The organism is Nocardia alba NBRC 108234, from assembly GCF_001612665.1.
In the GTDB taxonomy this organism is placed as follows: domain Bacteria; phylum Actinomycetota; class Actinomycetes; order Mycobacteriales; family Mycobacteriaceae; genus Nocardia; species Nocardia alba.
The window spans coordinates 1-21,641 of the sequence record NZ_BDAX01000017.1; the positions used below are offsets into that span (position 1 = coordinate 1).

20 protein-coding genes are annotated in these 21,641 nt (G+C 68.1%); 10 read left to right on the forward strand and 10 right to left on the reverse strand.

The annotated features are described in order from the left end of the window. The 3 genes from NA12_RS18590 to tkt all read right to left on the reverse strand — a co-directional run. Positions 1-647 (reverse strand): glucose-6-phosphate dehydrogenase (locus NA12_RS18590; RefSeq protein WP_503826293.1); only part of this gene is annotated, 647 nt, incomplete at its 3' end. Positions 648-651: 4 nt separating this feature from the next. After that, entirely contained in the window at positions 652-1,785 is a 1,134-nt protein-coding gene (gene tal / locus NA12_RS18595; protein ID WP_067452541.1) for a transaldolase, read from the reverse strand. A gap of 4 nt (positions 1,786-1,789) precedes the next feature. Beyond that, complete coding sequence (gene tkt, locus NA12_RS18600) at positions 1,790-3,931, reverse strand: transketolase (RefSeq protein WP_067452544.1); 2,142 nt, start codon at positions 3,929-3,931, stop codon at positions 1,790-1,792. A gap of 500 nt (positions 3,932-4,431) precedes the next feature. On the opposite strand from tkt, the gene NA12_RS18605 reads away from it, so the two are divergent. Beyond that, complete coding sequence (locus tag NA12_RS18605; protein WP_243655024.1) at positions 4,432-5,367, forward strand: heme o synthase; 936 nt, start codon at positions 4,432-4,434, stop codon at positions 5,365-5,367. A 77-nt stretch (positions 5,368-5,444) separates the two neighbouring features. On the opposite strand, the gene NA12_RS18610 is transcribed toward NA12_RS18605, so the two are convergent. Beyond that, positions 5,445-6,953 (reverse strand): FAD-dependent monooxygenase, encoded by a 1,509-nt coding sequence (locus tag NA12_RS18610; protein ID WP_067452550.1) that lies wholly within the window; start codon positions 6,951-6,953, stop codon positions 5,445-5,447. A 96-nt stretch (positions 6,954-7,049) separates the two neighbouring features. On the opposite strand from NA12_RS18610, the gene NA12_RS18615 reads away from it, so the two are divergent. Beyond that, positions 7,050-7,652, forward strand: coding sequence for a TetR/AcrR family transcriptional regulator (locus tag NA12_RS18615; RefSeq protein WP_067452553.1), 603 nt, complete (start codon positions 7,050-7,052; stop codon positions 7,650-7,652). Between the two features lie 73 nt (positions 7,653-7,725). On the opposite strand, the gene NA12_RS18620 is transcribed toward NA12_RS18615, so the two are convergent. Then, a complete protein-coding gene (locus tag NA12_RS18620) occupies positions 7,726-8,691 on the reverse strand; it encodes a quinone oxidoreductase family protein (RefSeq protein ID WP_067452556.1) in 966 nt (321 codons plus the stop codon). A gap of 76 nt (positions 8,692-8,767) precedes the next feature. Between NA12_RS18620 and NA12_RS18625 the strand changes: the two genes are divergently transcribed. After that, positions 8,768-9,133, forward strand: a complete 366-nt coding sequence (locus tag NA12_RS18625) for a hypothetical protein (RefSeq protein WP_067452559.1) — start codon at positions 8,768-8,770, stop codon at positions 9,131-9,133. A gap of 62 nt (positions 9,134-9,195) precedes the next feature. Here NA12_RS18625 and NA12_RS18630 read toward each other — a convergent pair whose 3' ends face one another. The 5 genes from NA12_RS18630 to NA12_RS18650 all read right to left on the reverse strand — a co-directional run bounded on the left by NA12_RS18630 (position 9,196) and on the right by NA12_RS18650 (position 14,760). Continuing rightward, on the reverse strand, positions 9,196-10,167 hold the full coding sequence (locus NA12_RS18630) for a COX15/CtaA family protein (protein ID WP_067452562.1): 972 nt from the start codon (positions 10,165-10,167) through the stop codon (positions 9,196-9,198). Positions 10,168-10,235: 68 nt separating this feature from the next. Continuing rightward, positions 10,236-11,018 (reverse strand): ABC transporter permease, encoded by a 783-nt coding sequence (locus tag NA12_RS18635; protein WP_067452564.1) that lies wholly within the window; start codon positions 11,016-11,018, stop codon positions 10,236-10,238. Continuing rightward, positions 11,015-11,947 carry an ABC transporter ATP-binding protein gene (locus NA12_RS18640; protein ID WP_067452567.1) on the reverse strand — a complete coding sequence of 311 codons (933 nt, stop codon included), beginning with the start codon at positions 11,945-11,947 and terminating at the stop codon, positions 11,015-11,017. Before NA12_RS18640 ends, NA12_RS18635 begins: the two co-directional genes overlap by 4 nt. A 73-nt stretch (positions 11,948-12,020) precedes the next feature. Beyond that, positions 12,021-13,739, reverse strand: a complete 1,719-nt coding sequence (gene mptB, locus NA12_RS18645) for a polyprenol phosphomannose-dependent alpha 1,6 mannosyltransferase MptB (RefSeq protein WP_067452570.1) — start codon at positions 13,737-13,739, stop codon at positions 12,021-12,023. A gap of 91 nt (positions 13,740-13,830) precedes the next feature. Then, the gene (locus NA12_RS18650) at positions 13,831-14,760 is read right to left on the reverse strand and encodes a rhomboid family intramembrane serine protease (protein ID WP_084472903.1); all 930 of its coding nucleotides are present in this window, start codon (positions 14,758-14,760) and stop codon (positions 13,831-13,833) included. Positions 14,761-15,095: 335 nt separating this feature from the next. Between NA12_RS18650 and NA12_RS18655 the strand changes: the two genes are divergently transcribed. The 7 genes from NA12_RS18655 to NA12_RS18685 are packed head-to-tail and all read left to right on the forward strand — an operon-like array spanning position 15,096 to position 21,474. Continuing rightward, positions 15,096-15,890: a helix-turn-helix transcriptional regulator gene (locus NA12_RS18655; protein ID WP_084472892.1), complete on the forward strand. Its 795-nt coding sequence runs from the start codon at positions 15,096-15,098 to the stop codon at positions 15,888-15,890. Continuing rightward, positions 15,887-17,323: a Fe-S cluster assembly protein SufB gene (gene sufB, locus NA12_RS18660; protein ID WP_067452576.1), complete on the forward strand. Its 1,437-nt coding sequence runs from the start codon at positions 15,887-15,889 to the stop codon at positions 17,321-17,323. Before NA12_RS18655 ends, sufB begins: the two co-directional genes overlap by 4 nt. Then, positions 17,323-18,501 carry a Fe-S cluster assembly protein SufD gene (sufD, locus tag NA12_RS18665; RefSeq protein WP_067452579.1) on the forward strand — a complete coding sequence of 393 codons (1,179 nt, stop codon included), beginning with the start codon at positions 17,323-17,325 and terminating at the stop codon, positions 18,499-18,501. The genes sufB and sufD overlap by 1 nt, the downstream gene beginning before the upstream one ends. 47 nt (positions 18,502-18,548) lie before the next feature. Next, complete coding sequence (gene sufC, locus NA12_RS18670) at positions 18,549-19,316, forward strand: Fe-S cluster assembly ATPase SufC (RefSeq protein ID WP_067452582.1); 768 nt, start codon at positions 18,549-18,551, stop codon at positions 19,314-19,316. A 5-nt stretch (positions 19,317-19,321) separates the two neighbouring features. Then, positions 19,322-20,584, forward strand: a complete 1,263-nt coding sequence (locus NA12_RS18675) for a cysteine desulfurase (RefSeq protein WP_067452585.1) — start codon at positions 19,322-19,324, stop codon at positions 20,582-20,584. A 3-nt stretch (positions 20,585-20,587) separates the two neighbouring features. After that, positions 20,588-21,070, forward strand: coding sequence for a Fe-S cluster assembly sulfur transfer protein SufU (gene sufU / locus NA12_RS18680; protein WP_067452588.1), 483 nt, complete (start codon positions 20,588-20,590; stop codon positions 21,068-21,070). Further along, a complete protein-coding gene (locus tag NA12_RS18685; protein ID WP_067452590.1) occupies positions 21,067-21,474 on the forward strand; it encodes a metal-sulfur cluster assembly factor in 408 nt (135 codons plus the stop codon). The genes sufU and NA12_RS18685 overlap by 4 nt, the downstream gene beginning before the upstream one ends. Positions 21,475-21,641: the final 167 nt, after the last annotated feature.

Below are 21,641 nucleotides of genomic sequence, written 5' to 3' on the forward strand. Positions count from 1 at the left end.
TAGTGGTCGATGCGAAAGACCTGTTCCTCCGGGAAAACCCGGTTGACCAGGGCATTGAGCTCCTTGGCGCTGGCCAGGTCGTGGCCGAACGGCTTCTCGATCACCACCCGCCGCCACGGGGTGTACCCGTCGGGCTCCGCGGTGGCCTGGGCCAGCTGGTGTTCGGAGAGCTGGTCGAGGACCACGGGGAACATGTTCGGCGGAATCGACAGGTAGAAGGCGTAATTGCCGCCGGTGCCCCGGGTTTCGTCGAGGCCACGCAAGGTCTGGGCGAGCGTCGCGAAGGCCGCGTCGTCGTCGAAACTGCCCTGCACGAACCGCACACCCTCCGCCAGGTGGTCCCAGACCTCCTGGCGGAAAGGGGTGCGCGCGTGCTTCTTCACGGCCTCGAGGACCACCGAGGCGAAGTCTTCGTCGGCGTAGTTGCGCCGAGCGAAGCCGACCAGAGCGAACCCGGGGGGTAACAGCCCCTGGTTCGCCAGGTCATAGATGGCCGGCATCAGCTTCTTGCGAGACAGATCTCCGGTGACGCCGAAGATCACTAGGCAGCACGGGCCCGCGATGAAGGGGACCCGTTTGTCGCGTTCGTCGCGCAGCGGGTTGTGCCACAGCCCCGCCGCCTGATCCGTGGACGCTGTGCCGGCCATCGTGCTACTTGCCCTCCGCCGCGATGTCGAGCTGGCCGGTGGTGGCCTCGATCAGTTCGCCCCACGCGCTCTCGAACTTGTCGACGCCTTCGCGCTCGAGCAGTGCGAACACATCATCGAGATCGATACCGACCGCGGTCAGATCGGCGAAGATCTGCGCGCCCTCGGCGCCACGGCCGCTGAGCGTGTCGCCCAGCACCTCACCGTGATCGGCGAACGCCTGCAGCGTCTTCTCCGGCAGCGTGTTCACCGTGTTCGGGCCGACGAGTTCGGTGACGTAGAGGGTGTCGGGGTAATCCGGGTTCTTCACCCCGGTCGACGCCCACAGCGGCCGCTGCCGGTTGCCACCCTGAGCGGCCAGGTGACGGTAGGTGGAGGTGTGCGCGCCACCGTCGAATACGTCCTGGTACTCGGCGTAGGCCAAACGGGCGTTGGCCACTCCGGCCTTGCCACGCAGGGCGAGCGCCTGCGGGGTGCCGATCGCCTCGAGGCGCTTGTCGATCTCGGTATCCACTCGGGAGACGAAGAACGACGCCACCGAGTGGATCTTGGCCAGGTCGTGGCCACCGATCCCGGCATTGCGCAGACCGTCGAGGTAGGCGCCCATCACCGCGCGGTAGCGCGGCACCGAGAAGATCAGCGTCACGTTCACGCTGATGCCCTCGGCGATCACCGAGGTGATGGCGGGCAGGCCCGCCTCGGTGGCCGGGATCTTGATGAACAGGTTCTTGCGGTCGACGATCTTCCACAGCTCGATCGCCTGGGCGACGGTCTTCTCGGCGTCGAAGGCGAACCGGGGATCGACCTCGATCGACACCCGTCCGTCCACGCCGCCGGTCGCCTCGAACACCGGCGCGAGCACGTCGCAGGCGGCGCGCACGTCGTCGGTGGTCAGCGTGCGGATCGCCGCGTCGGCGTCGGCGCCCTGGGCCGCCAGGTCTTTCAGCTGCGCGTCGTAGGCGTGCCCCACGCTCAGCGCGGCCTGGAAGATGCTCGGATTGGTGGTGACACCGACGACGCTGCGCGTCGCGACCAGGTCGGCGAGATTGCCGGACTGGATGCGATCACGCGAGAGATCGTCGAGCCACACCGAGACGCCCGCGGCCGAGAGCGCGGCGAGATTCTCGTTCTGTGCCATGGTCTTACCCCTTCACCTTGTCGGTGGAACGCAGTGCCGCGCGGACGACGGCATCGGGGGTGATACCGAATTCGCGGTACAGAGTCTTGTAATCGGCCGACGCGCCGAAGTGATCGATGCCGACGACCTCGCCCGCGTCACCGACGAATCGGTGCCACGGCATCGCGATACCGGCCTCCACCGCGACCCTGGCCCGCACCGACGGGGGCAGTACTTCGTCGCGGTATCCCTGATCCTGCACGTCGAACCACTCCACACACGGCATCGAGACCACGCGGGTCGGGATGCCCTGCTCTTCCAGCGTAGTGCGCGCGGCGACCGCGAGGTGAACCTCGGAGCCGGTACCGATGAGGATCACTTCCGGTGTGCCGGTGGATGCTTCGACCAGAACGTAGCCGCCCTTCCTGACACCGTCGTAGCTGGTGCCTTCCAGGGTGGGGACGTCCTGGCGGGTGAGCGCCAGCGCGGACGGGCCGTCCTGCTGGGGCGTCTCGTGCACCGGGAAGTGCGAGGTGTGCTCGTCGGAGTCACGCTCGAGCACGGTGCGCCACGCGTGGACGGTTTCGTTCGCGTCGGCCGGGCGGACCACGTTGAGGCCGGGGATCGCGCGCAGCGCGGCCAGATGCTCGACCGGCTGGTGGGTCGGGCCGTCCTCGCCGAGACCGATGGAGTCGTGGGTCCACACGTAGATGGCGGGCACCCGCATCAGCGCGGCCAGCCGGACCGCCGGGCGCATGTAGTCGCTGAACACGAGGAAGGTACCGCCGTAGGGGCGGGTCGGGCCGTGCAGCGCGATGCCGTTGAGGATCGAACCCATCGCGTGCTCACGGATACCGAAGTGCAGGGTGCGCCCGTACGGGTTGGCCTTCCACGCGCCGGTGGAGATCGACTCGGGGCCGAAGCTCGGCTGACCGGGCATCGTGGTGTTGTTGGACTCGGCCAGGTCGGCGGAGCCGCCCCACAGCTCGGGCAGCTCGTCGGCGACCGCGGCGAGGAACTTGCCCGATGCCTTGCGGGTGGCCATGCCCTTGGGGTCGACCTCGAAGCTCGGCAGCGCCTCGGTCCAGCCCTTGGGCAGTGCGCGGGTCTGCAGGCGATCGAACAGCGCCTTGTTCGACGGATTGGCCTCGGCCCACGCGTCGAAGCTCTGCTGCCACTGCGCCTGTGCCTCGGCGCCGCGGGCCAGGGCACCGCGGGTGTGCTCGATGACAGCCGGGTCGACGTCGAAGGACTTCTCCGGATCGAAGCCGAGCGCCTTCTTCACCGCGGCGACCTCGTCGGGACCGAGCGCGGCGCCGTGCGCGCCACCGGTGTTCATCTTGTTCGGGGCAGGGAAACCGATGATGGTGCGCAGGATGATGATCGAGGGCTTCGACGTCTCGGCCTTGGCCGCGTCCAGCGCCTGCTCGATAGCCACCACGTCTTCGCCGCCCTCGACGATCTGCACGTGCCAGCCGTAGGCCTCGTAGCGCTTGGCCACGTCTTCGGTGAAGGCGATATCGGTGTCGTCCTCGATGGAGATCTCGTTGTCGTCGTAGATCACCACGAGATTGCCCAGCTGCTGGGTGCCCGCGATCGAGGAGGCCTCGGCGGTCACGCCCTCCTGCAGGTCGCCGTCGGAGGCGATCGTGTAGATGAAGTGATCGAACGGGCTGGTGCCCTCGGCGGCGTTCGGATCGAACAGCCCGCGCTCACGCCGCGCGGCCATCGCCATGCCGACCGCCGAGGCCAGGCCCTGACCCAGCGGGCCGGTGGTGATCTCGACGCCGTCGGTGTGGCGGAACTCGGGGTGACCCGGGGTGAGCGAGTCCCACTGGCGCAGGTTCTCGAGGTCGGTCAGCTCCAGACCGAAGCCGGCCAGGTAGAGCTCGATGTAGAGGGTGAGGCTGGAATGCCCGCAGGACAACACGAACCGGTCGCGACCGACCCAGCGCGGCTGCGCCGGGTTGTGGCGCATCGTGCGCTGGAACAGGGTGTAGGCGACCGGCGCGAGGCTCATCGCGGTACCGGGGTGCCCGTTGCCCGCCTTCTGCACGGCGTCGGCGGCCAGTACCCGGGCGGTGTCGACGGCCTTGGTGTCGATGTCCGTCCAGTCGCTGGGATAGTTCCGCTGAGTGAGGGCGCGAATGTCGTCTGTGACTGGCACGACCGTAGTTCTCCTGACCTAGTTTCGTCGACGGCGATAGCGTGGCAGCGGCGATGATGTTGGGAGTGGGTCGCACGCGGCCGGGATGCGTACCGATGTACAGGAATACCCTAGTGGTGCTGCTACAGCGGTTGGCGCGAACCCTGGCGTTGAGTCTAGTGCGGATCGCCCCGAGTCGGCGGTGTGCGGTGTAGCCGGTGACCGTGGCGCGGGCGGAACCGGTCGCGATGCCGTTCACCTGCGCGTCGATGCGGGTTCACCGCCGCGTGGGCCCGGGATGGGGGTTCCCGGGGTGTAGTGATCGCGCCCACGGTGTCGGGGGTCTGGCGCGGAGCGGCAGGTGAGTGGGTCTACCATCCTCTGTAGTAGTGGCCGCGCCGCAGCCGCGCGCTGCTCGTTCCATTACCGGATGCGAAGCAAAGCACAGCGTGCGAGGAGAAACAGTGCGGATCGGTCACGAGCCGGGTAGTAGCGGTGCGCACGGAACTTCGTCGACGGCGCTGGCCGACCGACTCCAGGGCGACAGCCTCGCCGCGCGGATCGTGCGCAAGCCCCTCGCCTACATCGCGCTCACCAAACCCCGTGTCATCGAGCTGTTGCTCGTCGCCACCATTCCGACGATGTTGCTGGCCGACCGCGGCACGGTGGACATCCGGCTGATCCTGGTCACCCTGTTCGGTGGCTGGATGGGCGCGGCGAGCGCCAACACCCTCAACTGTGTCGCCGACGCCGATATCGACAAGGTGATGAAGCGGACCGCGCGCCGCCCGCTGGCGCGCGAGGCGGTACCGACCTCGCATGCGTTCGTCTTCGGCGTCGTGCTCGGCGCGATCTCCTTCGCCTGGCTGTGGTGGCAGGCAAACCTGCTCAGCGGGTTGCTGGTGGTCGCGACGATCCTGTTCTACGTCTTCGTCTACACCAAGGGCCTCAAGCGCCGGACCTCGCAGAACGTGGTGTGGGGAGGTGCGGCCGGCTGCATGCCCGCTCTCGTCGGCTGGTCCGCGGTGACCGGCACCATCGGTTGGCCCTCGGTGGTGTTGTTCGCGGTGATCTTCTTCTGGACGCCGCCGCACACCTGGGCGCTGGCCATGCGCTACAAGGAGGACTACCGCGCGGCCGGTGTGCCGATGCTGCCGGTGGTCGCGACCGAGCAGGTGGTGACCAAGCAGATCGTCATCTACACCTGGCTGACGGTCCTCGCGACGATGGCGTTGGTGCCCGCGACGGGTGTCATCTACGCGGCGGTCGCCCTCGTGGCCGGCGCCTGGTTCCTTCTGATGGCGCATCAGCTCTACGCCGGGGTGCGCCGTGGCGAGTCGGTGAAGCCGCTGAAGTTGTTCCTGCAGTCCAACAACTACCTCGCGGTGGTGTTCTGTGGTCTGGCCGTCGATTCGGTGCTGGGGTGGGACACGATCGGTAGCCTCGTCGGGCTGTAGGCGATGCTCGGGACAGTGGCCGGGCGGCGATGCCCGGCCACTGTCGTTTCCGGACTACGGCGGGTCGAGGGTGGGGTTCACCAGCGTTGCGCGAGGTGGCCGTCGGGCCGGATCAGGATGGTTGTGCCCGCCGTCGCCGAGAAGGCGGTGAAGGCGTGTCCGTCGGTGTCGATCAGTGTCGCCGCCGCGGGTCGGGCGGAGGGCTCGGACGGGGCGCCGACGCGGCGGATCTCGACCGTGAGCACGCCGGATTCGTCGATCGCCGTCTCGGAGGAGTTCGAGTTCGTGCCTACCGCGAAGGTGGGGAGTTCGATGTCGAGCGAGTCGGTGGTCGGGGCGAAACGCAGCAGGGTCGCGTGGGGGCCGCGAAAGAGGTCGAACAGGCGGATCGGATGCCCGGTCTGGTCGTGCAGGGTGGCGTCGGGTGCGCGATCGCCCGCCACGAGGTGACCGTGGTCGGCCGGGGAGCGGTAGGTGATGTCGAGTTGCCGGGTTTCGGGGCCGCGCCGCATCGCGTCCTCGTCGCCGTCGACGAGCTTGTCGAGCAGGTCGGTGCTCAAGCCGAGAACGCGGGCGGCGACGGTGCGACGTTCGGGTTCGTAGGTGTCGAGCGGTGCCGGGTTGCCGTCGAGGGCCGCGGCCAGCTTCCAGCCCAGGTTGTACGCGTCCCCGACCCCGGTGTTGAGGCCCTGCCCGCCGGTCGGCGGGTGGACGTGGGCCGCGTCGCCCGCGAGGAACACCCGGCCGTCGCGGAAGCGTGCGGCGAGTCGAATGTTGGGGCGCCACACCGTGATCCACGACAGGTCGCTCAGCGCCAAGCCTGTCGCGGGGCCGTGGCGGTCGGCGAGTTCCTGCAGGGTGGACAGATCAGGGAAGCGGTCCTCGCTCAACGGTGCGGCGAACTGGAAGCGCCGCCCGCCCGGTAGCGGGGACAGCGCGAAGCCGGTCATCGGTCGGTCGGCCGCGGCGGCGAACCAATAGCCGTACTCGTGGTCGAGGGAGTCGGCACCGACGTCGCCGAGCAGCATCTTGATCGAGTCGTCCGTGCTGCCCTCGAACGCGATTCCGAGGCGCTTGCGCACCGTGCTCGCGCCGCCGTCGGCGCCGATGAGATAGCTGGCGCGCACCGTCTCCGCGGCGCCGTCGCGCTGCAGCGTGGCGGTGACGCCGGTCTCGTCCTGCGTGAAATCGACCAGCGCCGTGGCGAATTCGGCCGCCACCCCGAACTCGGCGAGCCGCGACCGCAGGATCGCCTCGGTGTCGGACTGGCCGAGCACCCAGGCATTCGGGTACGGCACATCCAGTGTCGGCTCGACCGGTTCGGCCATCCGGTGCTCGCCGACGAAGGTCCCCGCGAAATACGCGCGCATCACCGGGACCGCGCGCCCGGCGGTCAGTACCGCCTCGATGACGCCGAGGTCGTCGAACACCTCCAGGGTGCGTGGTTGCAGGCCGTCGCCGCGCGACCCCTGGAACGGCGCATCGGCCCGGTCCACCAGCCGGACGTCGATGCCGCGCCGAGCGAGATCGAGGGCGAGGGTGAGACCGGTGGGGCCCGCACCGGCGATGAGTACCTGTTCTGACATGGGATTTGCCTCCTGGAACGATAACTGAACTCTAATTCAGTGAATGTGAATTCAGTTTCAGTGTTGGTACCGTGCTTGTCAAGGAGGTGATGTCCGGTGGTGGGCAGCAGGCGCGAGAAATCCGCGGAGACCGAGCAGGCGCTCAAGGACGCCGCCCGGCAGGTCTTCGCCGAACATGGCTACCTGAACACGAAGATCACCGACATCACCACCGCCGCCGGGCGCGCGGCGGGCTCGTTCTACAACCACTTCGCGAGCAAAGAGGAACTGCTGCAGGCACTTCTGCGTGACATGGCGGTGGCGAGCGACGCGCGAGCGGCCGACCCGGAACACAACGGCGATTTCGCCGACCCGGCCGCGGTGCGATACCACGTGCGTGGCTACTGGACCTTCGCGCGCGAACACGCCGCGGTCCTGCGGGCGATGGGCCAGGCGGCGCAGGTCAGCCCCGATTTCGCCCGCATCATCTCGGGCTTCGGCGCCGAACAGCGCGCCGACATCGCCGACCATGTGTCGGACTTCCCGGAACGCGGGCTACGGCTGCCCGGAACGGTCGACGCCAGCCTGGCGATGATGTTCGCCGCGGTCGACGGGATGTTGCGCATGATCGAGGACGGCTCGGTGGTCCTCGCCGACGAGGAGGCGATCGAGTCGATCACGCGGTTCGTCTACCGCGGCCTGACCGGCCGCGACTTCTAGGTTCGATCCTGGGGTTACGAACTCCGGTGGTCGGTTCGAATGTGCGTGGTCGTCGGGAGCGTGGCAGTCGGGGCTACGGCAACAGCACGATCGAGCCGGTGGTCTTGCGCGCCGCGAGATCACCGTGGGCCCGCGCCGCGTCGGCCAGTGGATAGGTGGCGCCGATACGCAGGTTCAGGGTTCCCGCGGCGATCCAATCGAAGACATCGGTGGCGCGCCAGAGGAATTCGGTCCGGTCACGGACGTACGCGCCCAGGGAGGGACGGGTCAGCCACAGTGAACCCGCCGGGTTGAGGCGTTGTGGGTCGAACGGTGGGACGGCGCCGCTGGCCGCGCCGAAGAGGGCGAGGGTGCCGCGAACGCGGAGCGAGGCGAGGCTCGCTTCGAAGGTGTCGGCGCCGACGCCGTCGTAGACGGCGGCGACGCCCATCCCGTCGGTGAGTTCGCGGACACGGGCGGCGAGGTCGTCGCCGTAGCGCAGCACGTCGGTGGCGCCCGCCTCGCGCGACAGCTTCTCCTTGGCGTCGGTGGAGACCGTGGTGATGACGCGGGCACCCTTGGCGACGGCCAGTTGCGTGAGCAGCAGCCCGACGCCGCCCGCGCCCGCGTGGACGAGTACCGGGTCGCCGGGTTCGGGGGAGAACACCGATTCGGTCAGGTAGTGGGCGGTCATGCCCTGGAGCAGTGCGGCGGCCGCGACGGCGGGTTCGACGTCGTCGGGCACCCGCACCGCGACGGACTCGTCGACGGCGACCAGGTCGGCGTAGCTGCCGGGCGCCGATGCCCAGGCGACGCGGTCACCGACCGCGAATTCGGTGACATCGGAACCGATCGCGACCACGATGCCCGTGCCCTCGGAACCGGGGAGGTAGGGCGTCGCCTGGGGATACTGGCCGGTGCGGAAGTAGATGTCGATGTAGTTCACACCCACGCCCTGGGTCTCGACCAGCAGTTGACCGGGCCCGGCCTGCGGGTCCGCCACCTCGACGTATCGCAGGACCTCGGGACCGCCGTGCTCGGAAACCTGAATCGCGCGCATGAGTCCCCTTTCTACACCTCGTGTTCCCGGCCACTCGGGGCTGGACTGGAAACTACCTGCCGGTAAACTCCGGTCCATGAGTACAACCGCCGCCCCCGAGGCCGTGAAGGTGCCGGCCGAGGTCGAGAAGTCCATCGTGAAATTCCTCGCCCAGCACGGTGGTTCGGGAACGGCCGTGCTGCAGTACATCGGCAAGCAGGGGGTGCGGATCACCCTGGTCGGTGCCGACGGCATCCTCGGCGACCGGGTGGTCGGCGACATGGCGATCGCGAAGGCGCTCGTGGAGCGGGTCGACGGCCTCGCCGAGACCGACGAGTGGAGCCGCGAGCTGGGCTCGATCGTCACCCCCGCGGCGACGCACTGGGCCAAGATGGCGGGCTGGGTAGCCCGTCAGACCAAGTTCCCGAAGGCGCGCAACGCGGACGCGTTCGCGGGAGCCTGACCCCCGAGAGCGCGAAAAGCCCGCGAATCGCACTGCGACGCGGGCTTTTTCGTTGTCCGGGGTCAGTGCACGGGAGTCTGCGAGCGCGCGGGCGCGTCGATCTTCTCGCGGGTCCGCAATGACGCCCACAGTGCGGCGGTCGCCGCGGTGCAGGCCGCGGCCCCGCCGACGTGAATGGCGACCAGGGCGGCGGGCACATCGGTGAAGTACTGCACGACGCCGACGAGCGCCTGCCCCAGCACCAGCCCGAGCAGCACGAACAACCGTGTGCGGATGGCTGTCGACATGCCGACGGCGTACAGGCCGAAGGCGAGCCCGATCAGCAGCGCCAGGTAGCCGATCAGCAACTGCGAGTGCAGGTGCACCAGCGTGACGATCTCGACTTCCAGTCGTTCGACCGGCCGCTCGATGCTCTTGTCGCCGGCATGGGGTCCGGCCGCGGTGACCATCGTGCCCGCGATGAGCACACCCGCGAGCGCGACGCCCGACAGCGCGGTGAGCATGCGCAGGGGAGCGGGCACCCGGACGGTCTCGACGCCGTCGTCGGGTTCGCAGATCTTCGCGTACAGCACTACCGCGAGCCAGACCATCGCCATCGAGACGAGCAGGTGTACAGCGACGGTCCACCACAGCAGCCCGGTGCGCACGGTGATACCGCCGATGACCGCCTGCACGACCGTGCCCCCTGGCATCAGCCAGGCGTAGACGAGAACTTCCCTGCGCCGTCGGGCCCGGAGGACGGCCAGCACGATCAGCCCGGCGCACAGCGTCACGGCGAAGGTGAGCAGTCGGTTGCCGAACTCCACGGTCTGGTGCAGGACGGGCACTTCCGATACCCCGATGGGGGTGAAACTGCCGGGGAAGCACTGCGGCCAGGTCGGGCAGCCGAGGCCGGAGGCGGTGACGCGCACGATCGCGCCGGTCACCGAGATGCCCGCCTGGCTCAGGATCACCGCGATGGCGATGAGCCGCTGCACCCGCAGCGAGGGGAGCGGCAGCCGGTCGACGAGGCCGATGAAGGCGCGATACAGCACGTCAGGAATGGTACCGGCCGCGAATCCGACCCTGATACCAGGGCTACTACAGTGCGTCGTTGGTCACGTCAGTGGAATCGGAACAGCCGGGTCGCGAGCCACCCGCACACCACGCCCCACACCGCGAGCACGGCCACCCCGAACCAGTCGATCGACCCGGTCAGGGCCGTATCCAGCGCGAAAGCCAGCGCCCCGGACGGGACGAGCCGCGCGATCACGGTCAGCGCGGTGGGCAGGGTGTCGCCGACGAGAACCAGACTGGCGATGCCGAGCATGATGAACCACAGGATATTGGCCAGTGCCAGCACGACCTCGGCCTTGAGCGTGCCGCCCAGTAGCAGTCCCATCGCCGCGAAGGTGGCCGTCCCGAGCGCGATCACCAGCGCGCCGAGCGCGAGTCCACCGAGCCCGGGCCGCCAGCCGAGCGCGACGCCGATCACCCCGAGCAGTACCGCTTGCAGCACCACCACGATGAGCACGGCCGCGCATTTGCCCGCGATCACGCCCCAGCGAGGCAGTGGTGTCGCGCCCAGCCGTTTGAGCGCGCCGTAGCGGCGGTCGAAGCCGACCGCGATGGCCTGACCGGTGAACGCGGTCGACATCACCGCGGTCATCATCACCATCGGCACGATCCGGTCCACCCGGTGCTCGCCCAGGTCGCCGAACGGCAGCAGCGTGAGACCGACGAGCAGGGTGATCGGGATAAACATCGTGAGCAGCAGCTGTTCGCCGTTGCGCAACAACAGTTTCAGCTCGAGCCCGGTCTGCGCGGTGAGCATCGCCGGGCGCGAGGCCGGCCGCGGATCCGGGGCGAAGGTGCCGGGCAGGAAACGGCTGGTGGTCTCGCTCATCCGCGCAGATCCCGTCCGGTCAGTTCGAGGAAGACGTCTTCGAGGCGACGCTGGTCGATGCGAATATCGGTGGCCAGCACGTCCATCCTGGCGCACCAGGCGGTGACGGTGGCCAGCACCTGCGGATTGATCTCGCCCTCGACGAGATAGGTGCCCGGTGTCGTCTCGCGCGGCGAGAAGCCCTCCGGGAGCGCCGAGGTGAGCAGTTTCAGATCGAGTTTCGGTGGGGCGCAGAACCGCAGCTGCCCCGCCGCGCCGTGCGCGGTGACCTCGGCGGGCGTGCCCTGTGCGACCACCTGCCCGTGATCGATGATGACGAGCTGGTCGGCGAGCTGCTCGGCTTCGTCCATCATGTGCGTGGTGAGCACGACGCTCACCCCGTCGCGGCGCAGGGCGTCGATGAGTTCCCAGACGATCAGCCGGGCCTGCGCGTCCAGACCGGCGGTCGGCTCGTCGAGGAACACGATCTCGGGCTTACCCACCAGCGCGCACGCGAGCGCCAGTCGCTGCTGCTGACCACCGGACAGGCGTCGATAGGGGGTGCGGCGATTGTCGCGCAGCCCCAGGGTCGACAGCAGCCAGTCGGGATCGATGGGATCGGCGGAGTAGGACGCGACCAGGTCGAGCATCTCGCCGGCACGGGCGCCGGGGTAGGCGCCGCCGCCCTGGAGCATGACGCCGATGCGCGGACGTAGCTGTTCGGAGTCGGCGATCGGGTCGAGGCCGAGGACACGGACCGTACCGGAGTCCGGGCGGACGAAGCCTTCGCACATCTCGACGGTGGTGGTCTTGCCCGCGCCGTTGGGTCCCAGCAGAGCGAACACCTGGGCGGGCTCGACGTCGAACCGGAGGCCGTCCACCGCTGTGGTCTCGCCATAGCGCTTCACCACACCGTCGACGCTGACGGCGGGTCCACGGCGTGTCGTCACAACCGCGCCTCGCTGACGCTCGGCTCCGTCGCGCCAAAAGGTGCTGTGCCCTTGGTTCGCTCGCTGCGCTCCCTCACGTTGTCACACGGTAAGCCGTGCCCTCCTGTGACGGAGCCGACACCCCCGGCTGCGCCCGCCACGGCAGCGTGTGCCGGGTGAGCGCGAAGAACAACGCGAAGCACACGACGGCCGCGAGCGCCGCGCCGATGATCTGGAAGACCTGGAATTCGGCACCGCGCGGCATCACGAGCATGGAGACCACCGCCGAGAACGCGACGGCGGGCACGCGGAACACCGGCTGGGTGGCCCAGGCCGCCAGCGGCACGATCGCCCAGAGCAGATACCAGGGCTGGACCACCGGGAACAGCAGCACGATCGCCGCGAGCGCGACGCCGAGCGCGCCGACCGGATGGAGTCGGCCCTTGCCGGTGGCGACGAGCATGCGGACCGTGATGAAGGCCGCGACCGCTCCGGCGATCGGGCGGGTGATCGACAGCAGTGCCGTCGTATGGTCTCCCAGACCGAGGAGCACGCCGCCGAATCCGGTGACGATTCCGACGATGGTGGGCAGTGACATCCAACTCCGCACGGCGCCCGCGACGCCGAGCGTGAACGCCCAGCCGAAGCCGAGGCCGCTCACCAGGCTCACGAAAAGCGTTGTCACCGTTGCGATCACGCCGAGAATCGCGGCGGATTTGACGACAGCGATCACCGTTCCACCCCAGCGCCGGGCCAGTGCCATGCCGACGAAGCCGAGCGCGATGATGGAGGTGAGTTTGACCGACGACGACAGCGTGATCACCACGGCGCCGCCGATCAACAGCACATAGGCACGGGCGTCGAAAGGTGGCAGATTCTGGGCGTTGAGCCGGTCGGGTCCGTTGCCTTCGCCGTAGATCGCGCGCAGCGTCAGTTCCATCCCGGCCAGCATCAGCCCGATCATCAGCGCGTCGTTGTGGACGCCGCCGACCAGGTGGAACAGCACCAGCGGATTGGCCGCCCCGAGCCACAGCGCACTCACCGGCGCCACCCCGCAACGCACCGACAACCGCGGCAACGCCCACACGATCAGCGCCACCCCGGCCAGGGCGAGCAAGCGGTGCACCCACACCCCGGCGATGATGTTGTCCCCGGTGAGCTCGGCGATACCGCGACCGATCCACAGGAACAGCGGACCGTATGGCGCGGGCGTATCGCGCCAGATCGTCGGCACGTTGTTGGTGAGCACATTGTCGATGCCGAGTCCGGCGACAGGGCCCTCGGAATAGGGGTCGATGCCGCGTGCGGCGATCTCGCTCTGCGCCAGATAGGAATAGACGTCATTGCTGAACATGGGCGGCGCCACGGACAGCGGAATGATCCACAGCAGCAGGGTGCGATCCAGTTGCGAGCGGGTCAGCCGGTGCAGGGGCGAACCCGCGAGTCCGCCGATCGCGAAACGTCCGAGCAGCAACCACGCGCCGATCACCAGCGCGGTACCGAACATGCACATCGCCAGCGAGCCGGTGTGGGCTCGCGCGAAGATGCCGAGCACCCGCACGCCCGAGACGGGATTCTGGTGCACGGGCTGGGCGCCGATGCCCAGTGCCGCGATCGCCATCAGCACCGCGCCGGTCGCGCCCATCAGCCGGATCCGGTCCAGTTGCGCGCGTTCGCGCTTGTCGAGCCCGGGGACCTCGGTCTCGTCGCGATGCAGCACCGCGACGGTGTGATCGGGCGCCGATACGTCGAGTCCGAGAGCTCGCCGCCCGAACGCCAGTGTCTTGCGCACCGCGCCCTCCAGTACTGCCACGAAGTCAGAGCCTAGTGTGCGCGAACACGACGAGGTCCGTCAGTCGTTCGGGCGCGGGTGGTGCGGCGGTGCAGAGGGAGTGTGGCGAGGGCTACCTCGGTACTTCGACAAGGGTCGGCGCGGACACGGCCGGTGGTCCGACGAACATCGGGTCCGAGCGCAGCGAGAGCGCGGCGGTGATGATCACGCCCACGCAGATCAGCGCGACCGCGCCGAGCGCAGCCCAGCCGATGCGCCGCGCGGACCGCTGGTCGCGGGCCGACAGCCAGCCGGGCACGAACAGGATGCCGAGCGTGCTCAGCGTGCCCGCGGCCAGCCCGCCGAGATGGCCCCACAGCGAGAGTCCCGGGATCGAGAAGCTGATCACTACGTTGATGCCGATGACCACCAGCATCGGGGTCGGGCTCTGCCGCAACCGGATCAGCGTCACCGTGACCGCGCCGAACAGGCCGTACACCGCGCCCGAGGCGCCCGCCGTCGCCGTCACCGAATCCGACAGCGCCATCACCGCCGCCGAACCGCCCAGCAGCGAGACCAGGTAGACGCAGCCGTACCTGACCCGGCCGAGTACCTGCTCGAGGTCGCGCCCCACGACATAGAGGGCGAACATATTGACCAGCAGATGGATCGCGCCGTAGTGCAGGAACCCCGATCCGAGCAGCCGCCACCACTCGCCGTCGGCAACCAGCAGCGGCACCAGCACGAACTCCCGGAACACCGACGACCCGCGGTAGTTGTACATCGGACTGCCGGCCTGCACCGCGGTGAGCACGTAGACCAGCACATTGACCGCGATCAACCCGTAGGTCACGTACGGAACCGCGCCGCCTTGGCGCGCGCCGCCGACGGTCCGCACCGGCCGCACGTCCTGCTGCCCCTGTCGCACACAGTCGACACAGTGCTGTCCGACCGCCGCCGGACGCAGGCAGTCGGGGCAGGCGGGCCGCCCGCATCGCGTGCACGCGAGTCCGGTGGGCCGGTCAGGATGGCGGACACACGTGGGTGTGAGCGGGTTCGACACCCTGCCATCGTGCCAGACCCCGCCCGCCGCCCGCCGCGTTCGCCACCGCGTACCCGGCCCGGCGACCGTCGCGCTGTCGGTGCGGATAACGCTAGCGAGCAACGCCGTGCCAGCGTGACGGGCGGACTTTCCGGCGTTGCTGAACACCGGGTGGCGGCGGTCGCGGGCGTGTGCGATGGGTCACGCGCTCCCGCGTCGGCGACCCGGCCGCAGGGTGCGCACCAGGGGTTTTGTCGAGCGAGGGAACCCCTCGATGATCTTCATCGCAGGTCAGGGCACCCTTTGTCAGGTGACCCTTATTAGATTTAAGGAAGCAATTCCGCCACACTGGTGTTGTGAAAACCGTGGGTTTGCGGACAGGCGTGGAAAGTGACGGTCGTGGGACGACCGGCGCTCGGTCGTCGGCTGTCCCCGCGGCGGCCGCGCACGAGGGGCAGACCAGGGCGGCCATCGTCCAGTTGCTCCTCGAGCAGGGGCCCATCACCGCGACGGCGATCGGCACCGAACTGGGCCTCGCGCCCGCCGGGGTGCGCAGGCACCTAGACGCGCTCATCGACGCGGGCCAGGCTCGAGCGAGCCGCTCGGCGCCGTGGCAGCAGAAGGGGCGCGGCAGGCCGGCCAAGCAATACCAGCTCACCGCGGCGGGCCGGGGCAATCTCGGTCACGCCTACGACGATCTGGCCGGGGCGGCGATTCGTCAGCTCGGTGAGATCGGTGGCGACGCCGCGATCGCCGAATTCGCGCGCAAACGGGTGCGCGTCATCGTCGACGGCATCGAACCCGTCGCCGAGCACACCGCACCGGTGATCGAGGCCAAGGTCGCCGAAATCGCGGAAGCGTTCGCCGAGGCCGGTTTCGCCGCCACTACCCGTCAGGTCGGCGCCGGTGTGCAGATCTGTCAGCATCACTGCCCGGTGGCCCACGTCGCCGAGGAGTTCCCGCAGTTGTGCGCGGCCGAATTGGACGCTTTCCGCGACCTGCTCGGTACCCACGTGCAGCGCCTTGCGACGATCGCCAACGGCGATTGCGCCTGCACCACCCACGTACCGCTGGTCGCGGTGCCGAAGATCCCATCCGCCGCACAGCCCGCGGCGGGAAGAACGAACGACTCCGGAAGGAGTGCCGAATGACGACCTCTACCGACCAGGTGCAACCACTCACCCAGGACGAAACCATCGCCTCGCTGGGCACCTACGGTTACGGCTGGTCCGACTCCGATGTGGCCGGTGCCAGTGCGCAACGTGGTCTGTCGGAGGCCGTCGTCCGCGATATCTCGGCGAAGAAGAGTGAACCCGAGTGGATGCTCGACGTGCGCCTCAAGGCGCTGCGCATCTTCGATCGCAAGCCCATGCCGAACTGGGGTTCCAATCTCGACGGCATCGACTTCGACAACATCAAGTACTTCGTGCGCTCGTCGGAGAAGCAGGCCGAGAGCTGGGAAGACCTGCCCGAGGACATCAAGAACACCTACGACAAGCTGGGTATTCCGGAAGCGGAGAAGCAGCGGCTGGTCTCCGGTGTCGCGGCGCAGTACGAGTCCGAGGTCGTCTACCACTCCATCCGCGAGGACCTGGAGAAGCAGGGCGTCATCTTCCTCGACACCGATACCGCGCTCAAGCAGCACCCGGAGATCTTCCAGCAGTACTTCGGCTCGGTGATCCCCGCCGGTGACAACAAGTTCTCCGCGCTCAACACCGCCGTCTGGTCGGGTGGCTCGTTCATCTACGTGCCGCCGGGCGTGCACGTCGACATCCCGCTGCAGGCCTACTTCCGGATCAACACCGAGAACATGGGCCAGTTCGAGCGGACACTGATCATCGTCGACGAGGACGCCTACGTCCACTACGTCGAGGGTTGTACAGCCCCGATCTACAAGTCCGACTCGCTGCACTCCGCCGTCGTGGAGATCATCGTGAAGAAGGGCGGTCGCTGCCGCTATACGACCATCCAGAACTGGTCGAACAACGTGTTCAACCTGGTCACCAAGCGAGCCAAGGCCGAAGCGGGCGCCACCATGGAGTGGGTCGACGGCAACATCGGCTCCAAGGTCACCATGAAGTACCCGGCGGTCTGGATGACCGGCGAGCACGCGCACGGCGAGGTCCTCTCCGTCGCCTTCGCGGGCCCCGGCCAGCACCAGGACACCGGCGCCAAGATGCTGCACCTGGCCCCGCACACCTCCTCGACCATCGTGTCGAAGTCGGTGGCGCGTGGCGGCGGTCGCGCGTCGTACCGCGGTCTGGTCCAGGTCAACAAGGGCGCCAACGGTTCCAAGTCGACCGTGAAGTGCGACGCCCTGCTGGTCGACACCATCAGCCGTTCCGACACCTACCCCTACGTCGACATCCGCGAGGACGACGTGACGATGGGTCACGAGGCCACGGTCTCCAAGGTCTCCGAGGAGCAGCTGTTCTACCTGATGAGCCGAGGCCTCACCGAGGACGAGGCGATGGCGATGATCGTGCGTGGCTTCGTGGAGCCGATCGCCAAGGAATTGCCGATGGAATACGCATTGGAACTGAACCGGCTCATCGAGCTGCAGATGGAAGGGGCCGTGGGCTGATGTCGACGCTTGAGACGCCGATCCAGAATCCTGGCGCGGGCGCCGCGGTCAACAAGGGCGAGGTCTTCACCTCCTTCGACGTCGACCAGTTCGAGATCCCGTCCGGTCGCGACGAGGCATGGCGGTTCACCCCGCTGCGTCGCCTGCGCGGTCTGCACGACGGCACCGCCGTGGCCGACGGTGTAGCCACCGTCGAGGTGAGCGAAGTCGCCGGTGTCACGGTGGAAACCGTGGGCCGCACCGACTCTCGTCTCGGCCAGGCCGGTACTCCCGCCGATCGTGTCGCCGCCCAGGCCTATTCGGGTTTCTCCGAGGCCACGGTGATCACCGTGGGCCCGGAAACCGAGGTGTCGGACCCCGTGACGGTCACCATCACCGGTCCCGGTGAGGGCAAGACCGCCTACGGTCACCTGCAGGTACGCCTGGACAACTTCGCCGTCGCCACCGTGGTCATCGACCAGCGCGGCAGCGGAACCTACGCCGAGAACGTCGAATTCGTGCTCGGCGACAGCGCCAAGCTCACCGTCGTGGCGGTCCAGGAATGGAACGAAGACGCCGTGCACGTCACCGCGCACCACCTGAAGCTGGGCCGGGACGCGAACCTGCGCCACGTGTCGGCGACCCTCGGCGGCGACCTGGTTCGCCTGTCCGGCACCGTGCGTTACGCCGGTCCCGGTGGCGAGGCCGAGCTGTTCGGTCTGTACTTCGCCGACGCGGGCCAGCATTTCGAACAGCGTTTGCTGGTCGATCACGCCGAGCCCAACTGCAAGTCGAATGTGCTGTACAAGGGTGCGCTGCAGGGCGATCCGTCTTCGCCCAAGGGTGACGCTCGCACGGTCTGGATCGGCGATGTGCTGATCCGCGCGGCCGCCGAGGGTACCGACACCTACGAGGCGAACCGCAACCTGGTGCTCACCGACGGCGCGCGCGCCGACTCGGTGCCGAACCTGGAGATCGAGACCGGCGAGATCGCCGGTGCCGGACACGCGAGTGCCACCGGCCGTTTCGACGACGAGCAGCTGTTCTACCTGCGCGCTCGCGGCATCCCCGAAGACGTCGCCCGCCGCCTGGTGGTGCGTGGCTTCTTCTTCGAGATCATCCAGAAGATCGCGGTCCCCGAGGTCCGGGAGCGGCTCGAGGCGGCCATCGAGGCCGAACTCGCCACTGTCGGAATCTAAGACCGCTATCTGACTCCCTCAATCTCCCCACGAAGGATTCGAATTCGATGACCACCTTGGAAATCAAGGACCTGCACGCCGAGATCACCACCCCCGAGGGTGAGTCCAAGCAGATCCTCAACGGCGTGAACCTCACCGTGAAGTCCGGCGAGACGCACGCCATCATGGGCCCCAACGGCTCGGGCAAGTCCACGCTGTCCTACGTGATCGCGGGCCACCCGAAGTACACCGTCACCCAGGGCACCATCACCCTCGACGGTGAGAACGTGCTGGACATGTCGGTCGACGAGCGCGCCCGCGCCGGCCTGTTCCTGGCCATGCAGTACCCGGTCGAGGTCCCCGGCGTCTCGATGTCGAACTTCCTGCGTACCGCCGCCACCGCCGTCCGCGGCGAGGCGCCCAAGCTGCGCACCTGGGTCAAGGAGGTGAAGGAGTCGATGAAGGAGCTCGATATCGACTCGGCCTTCGCCGACCGCTCGGTGAACGAGGGCTTCTCCGGTGGCGAGAAGAAGCGTCACGAGGTCCTGCAGCTGGGTCTGCTCAAGCCGAAGATCGCGATCCTCGACGAGACCGACTCCGGTTTGGACGTCGACGCGCTGCGCATCGTCTCCGAGGGCGTGAACCGCTACAAGGAGCGCGAAGAGGGCGGCGTGCTGCTGATCACCCACTACACCCGCATCCTGCGCTACATCAAGCCCGACTTCGTGCACGTGTTCGTCAACGGCAAGATCGTCGCCGAGGGTGGCTCCGAGCTGGCCGAGGAACTCGACGCGAACGGCTACGAGCGCTTCACGTCCGCGACCGCTGGAGCCTGACCGCCATGACCGCTGTGTCTCTCCCGGGTCAGGCCCTCGACGTGGCCCGGATCCGGGCCGACTTCCCCATCCTGCACCGCACGGTGCGGGACGGGAAACCGTTGGTGTACCTGGATTCCGGTGCCACGTCGCAGCGTCCGCTCCAGGTGCTCGACGCCGAGCGTGAGTTCCTGCTCACCCGGAACTCGGCGGTGCACCGCGGCGCCCACCAGCTGGCGGAGGAGGCGACCGACTCCTATGAGCAGGCGCGCGCCGATATCGCCCGCTTCGTCGGCGCCGACACCGGCGAGATCGTGTTCACCAAGAACGCGACCGAGTCGCTGAACCTGGTGGTCAACGCGTTCGGTGACGACCGGTTCCCCTATCACGTGGGCCCCGGCGACGAGATCGTCATCACCGAGCTCGAACACCACGCGAATCTGGTTCCGTGGCAGGAGCTGGCACGTCGGACCGGTGCGACCCTGAAGTGGTTCGGCATCACCGACGACGGCCGCATCGACCTGGACTCGCTGGAACTGTCCTCCGCGACAAAGGTTCTCGCGTTCACCCACCAGTCCAACGTGACCGGCGCGGTCGCTCCGGTGGCCGAATTGGTCCGCCGGGCAGGGGAAGTCGGCGCGCTCGTCGTGCTCGACGCCTGCCAGTCGGTGCCGCACATGGCAGTGGACTTCCACGAACTCGGCGTCGATTTCGCCGCGTTCTCCGGTCACAAGATGCTCGGCCCCATGGGTGTGGGCGGACTGTACGGCCGCCGCGCGCTGCTCGAGCAGACGCCGCCGTTCATCACCGGTGGATCGATGATCGAGACCGTCACCATGGAGAAGACCACCTACGCGCCGCCGCCGCAGCGCTTCGAGGCAGGCACGCCGATGACCTCGCAGGTCGTCGGGCTGGCCGCCGCGGTGCGCTATCTCGAGGACCTCGGCATGGACGCGATCGCGGCCCATGAGCACGCGCTCACCGGTGCCGCGCTCGATGGTCTGTCCGGTATCGACGGTGTGCGGATCATCGGGCCCACCGAGAATGTCGATCGTGGTGGCGCGGTGTCGTTCGTGGTCGACGGGATCCACGCCCACGACGTGGGCCAGATCCTCGACGACCAGGGTGTCGCCATCCGGGTCGGGCACCACTGCGCCTGGCCGCTGCACCGTAGGTTCGGGGTCGCCGCCACCGCACGTGCCTCGTTCGCCGTGTACAACACGCTCGACGAGGTCGACACACTGGTCGCCGCCGTGCGGAAGGCCAAGAGCTTCTTCGGGGTTGCATAGAACATGCGTATGGAGCAGATGTACCAGGAAGTGATCCTGGATCACTACAAGCACCCGCATCACCGCGGGCTGCGGGAACCGTTCGGTGCCCAGGTGCACCACGTGAACCCGACCTGCGGTGACGAAGTGACGATGCGGGTGCGGATCGACGACGCAGGCGAGGTCGCCGACGTCTCCTACGACGGCCAGGGCTGCTCGATCAGCCAGGCCGCCACCTCGATCCTCACCGATCAGGTGATCGGTCTGCCGGTGCAGCAGGCGCTGAAGGTGGTCGACTCGTTCAGCGAGATGATCTCCAGCCGCGGCGCTGTCGAAGGCGATGAGGACATGATCGGCGACGGCATCGCCCTCGCCGGTGTGAGCAAGTACCCGGCGCGGGTCAAGTGCGCGCTGCTGGGGTGGATGGCGTTCAAAGACGCTGTCGTGCAGATCAGTTCGGCCGAGGAAACCACAGCACCGATGGGAAATGGGGAGTCTGCCACATGAGTGAGAGCACCGATACCGCACAGACCCCGGATGTCGTGGAGGCCGTCGAGGTCGACAAGCCCGCCGAGGTCGAGTTGACGGCCGAACAGGTCCAGCACCTCGAGGACCTTGAGGAGGCGATGCGTGATGTCGTCGACCCCGAACTCGGCATCAATGTCGTCGATCTCGGACTGGTCTACGGTCTGTCGGTCGACGGGGAGAACATCTGCACCCTCGACATGACGCTCACCTCGGCGGCCTGTCCGCTGACCGATGTCATCGAGGATCAGTCCCGCAACGCGCTGGTGCGCAGCGGCCTGGTCGAGGACCTGAAGATCAACTGGGTCTGGATGCCCCCGTGGGGCCCGGACAAGATCACCGACGACGGCCGCGAACAGCTGCGCGCCCTCGGCTTCACGGTCTAGCACCGCACTTCTCGGGCCCGGATCCTTCGATGGATCCGGGCCCTTCCGCGTTCGGGGGTTATGCGCCGACCGTCGCGGTGTGATCTGACACTCGTTATCTGGCTTCTTTCGGCCGCCCATGATCATCTTGATGGTTCCGAACTTTCGGAGCAGTTTCAGAGGAGATC